At 63.9% G+C, this 2,798-nt stretch carries 3 protein-coding genes and 1 pseudogene; 2 read left to right on the top strand and 2 right to left on the bottom strand.

The genetic code is table 11. The features are described from left to right. On the bottom strand, positions 1 to 208 hold a 208-nt coding region (locus tag SX1_RS24715), incomplete at its 3' end, for a hypothetical protein (RefSeq protein ID WP_026150058.1). Between the two features lie 45 nt (positions 209 to 253). Then, on the bottom strand, positions 254 to 1,252 hold the full coding sequence (locus tag SX1_RS22050; protein ID WP_081610024.1) for an IS110 family RNA-guided transposase: 999 nt from the start codon (positions 1,250 to 1,252) through the stop codon (positions 254 to 256). A 66-nt stretch (positions 1,253 to 1,318) separates the two neighbouring features. On the opposite strand from SX1_RS22050, the pseudogene SX1_RS23415 reads away from it, so the two are divergent. Both SX1_RS23415 and SX1_RS22040 read left to right on the top strand, forming a co-directional pair. Next, positions 1,319 to 2,236, top strand: a pseudogene (locus SX1_RS23415) (Mu transposase domain-containing protein); the annotation flags it as partial. Beyond that, positions 2,223 to 2,798 (top strand): ATP-binding protein (locus SX1_RS22040; protein ID WP_043146410.1); only part of this gene is annotated, 576 nt, incomplete at its 3' end. The pseudogene SX1_RS23415 and the gene SX1_RS22040, both read left to right, overlap by 14 nt.

The following is a 2,798-nucleotide window of genomic DNA, read 5'->3' as shown; positions in this document are numbered from 1 at the left end:
AATCTATGGACGCCTCCCGCCGCAAGGTAGTTCTGATCGTTGCATCCGGCTTGGGTTGCGTGAATCTATCCGGCCTGTGGTCGGAGCGGTCACGCTCCTGGCCTTGATGGGAGTCCGCTACTTCTTGCCTCATAACATGATCGGCCTCGATGGCCTTGTCGTAGATCAGGCTTCGAATCGGCGGCCCTTGCCGTTGCACCATCAACATCCACCTCGCAATCGTTCGGGGACCTAGCCCTGTTCAGCCAATGCGTTACGCTGGCAGGTAATCTTCCTTCCGGGCCAGCAGCACCCAGGCCAAGCGGGCGGTCTTGTTGGCAAGCGCCACGAGCGCCTTGTTGAAACCTGCTCGAGCAACAATGCCCTTCAGCCAGACTGATCGCCCATCGTCCTTTGCAGCAAGTCGGCTGATCACCGCCCGGGCCCCATGAATAAGCTGGCGCCGCAGATAATGGTTGGCGCGTCGCCCGATGCCGCCGAGCCTGGGCTTGCCGCCGGTCGTGTACTGTCTTGGCACTAAGCCGATCCACGCGGCGAGCTCCCGGCCTGAGCGGAAATGCCGACCGTCATCCACCGCGGCAACAAGCGCGGTCGCAATAACCGGCCCGACGCCCGGCAAGGCTGCAAGCCGGCGACAGGCTTCATGCTCGCGGCAGATGCTGACGAGCTTGGCGTCGAGCTTTGCAAGGCGGGCTTCTACGTCGGTGAGCTGATCCATCAGCTCAGTAAACAACTCGCGGGCAAGGTTGGACAAATCAGCCTCAGCCACGGCTGCCGGGACTTGCTGACGAAAGCGCCACGGGCCTTTAGGTAAGACTACGCCGTACTCGGCGAGAAGCCCCCGGGCATGGTTGATGAGCGAGGTGCGTTGGACGACCAGCCGCTCTCGCACGCGGTGCAGGCTTTGAAGATCCTGCTGCTCGGTCGTCTTCACCGGGACGAAGCGCATCGTCGGCCTCGAAGCCGCATCGAAGATCGCCTCTGCGTCGATGGCATCGTTCTTGGACCCGCGCACGAACGCCTTGACGAACCTTGGGTTGACCAGGCGCACTTGGCGACCGGACGCTGAGAACCGTCGACCCCAGTGGTGGGCGCTCGCACAAGCCTCCATAGCAACAATCGCGGGATCAAGTTCGGTCACTGCGTTCTCGAGCTTGGCACGACTTACCTTGCGCGAGATAACTACCCCATCGGCGTCGATCCCGTGCAGGTGGAACGACTGCTTGCCCAGATCGATCGCGAGAATCTCCATTGTCATTGCCTTCCTCCTTCTTGTTGACCGACATGTTGGTCGGAAGACGGGAGGCGTCCATCCCATAATATGAAGACGGCGGTGACGGCCGTGTTCACCGGCAAGGAGCGTGTGTTCAACCGCCGCTTCCTGATCATGACCGATCATTACATGGTCGAGCCGACCGCCTGCTCGCCGGCGGCGGGATGGGAGAAGGGCCAGGTCGAGCAGCAGGTCCAGACAATCCGAGGCCGCTTCTTCCAGCCGCGGCTCCGGTTCGCCAGCCTGGCCGAGCTCAACGGGTGGCTGGAGGCCGAGTGCCGGCGCTGGGCCGAGCATCATGCCCATCCCGAACGCGGGGATATTACCGTCGCCGAGGCGCTGGATATGGAGCGACCGGCCCTGCAGCCGATCCTGGCACCGTTCGACGGCTTCCATGAGAGCGAGCATGCCGTCACCGGCACCTGCCTCATCAGCTTCGATCGCAACCGCTACTCGGTCATGTCGACGGCCGCACGCCGGACCGTTCAGGTGCGCTCCTATGCCGATCGCATCGTCATACGCTGCGGCGATGCGATCGTCGGGGAGCATGAGCGCCACTTCGGTCGGAACCGCACGATATACGATCCCTGGCATTATCTGCCGGTCCTCGCGCACAAGCCCGGCGCGCTGCGTAACGGCGCACCGTTCCAGGACTGGGATCTGCCGCCCGCCCTGCACCGATTACGGCGAAGGCTCGGCACCGGGGACGAGGCCGATCGCAGGTTCGTGCGGGTCCTCTCGGCGGTGCTCACCGATGGCCTGGAGCCGGTAGAGGCTGCCGTGCGCGAAGCGTTGGCGAACGGAACGGCCAGCGACGAGCTGATCCTCAACATCCTCTCCCGGCGCCGCGAGCCGGCGACACCCCACAGCATCGTCACTTCGGAAGACCGGATGCTGCAGCATCCTCCGCTCGCCGACTGTGCCCGCTATGATCTGCTGCGAGGCTATGATGCAGCGGCATGATATGATCGACACGATGCGCGGCCTCGGACTCAAGGGCATGGCGGCGGCGTTCGACGAGGCGGTCACCACCGGCCTCCAGCGCAAGCGCACCACCATGGAGATACTGACCGACCTGCTCCGTGCTGAGGCGACCCACCGGGATGCAGCCTCCATCCGCTATCGGATGACGGCTGCGAGGCTGCCCGTGGTGAAGGACCTGGAGCGGTTCAGCTTCGAGGGCACACCGATCAATGAGGAGATGATCCGCTCCCTTCACGATGGCTCCTTCCTCCCGCCTCGCCGCAATATCGTGCTGGTCGGCGGCACGGGGACAGGCAAGACCCACCTCGCCATCGCGATCACCGCCAATGTCGTGCGAAGGGGCGCTCGCGCCCGCTACTTCAACACCGTCGATCTGGTGACACGCCTCGAAGAGGAGACCCGGATCGGCAAAGGCGGGACCCTGGCGGCGCAGCTGTCGCGGCTCGACCTGATCGTTCTCGACGAGCTCGGTTATCTGCCGTTCGCCCGCTCGGGAGGGCAGTTGCTGTTCCACCTCATCAGCAAGCTTTATGAGCGGACC

It is taken from the genome of Sphingobium xenophagum NBRC 107872 (assembly GCF_000367345.1).
In the GTDB taxonomy this organism is placed as follows: domain Bacteria; phylum Pseudomonadota; class Alphaproteobacteria; order Sphingomonadales; family Sphingomonadaceae; genus Sphingobium; species Sphingobium xenophagum.
Note: the sequence above shows the minus strand (reverse complement) of the source record. Positions and strands in the feature narration are given on the sequence as shown.

Bases quoted from the DNA above. Each gene is read 5' to 3' on its own strand.
- SX1_RS22050 (WP_081610024.1), bottom strand. From the start codon at position 1,252: ATGGAGATTCTCGCGATCGATCTGGGCAAGCAGTCGTTCCACCTGCAC.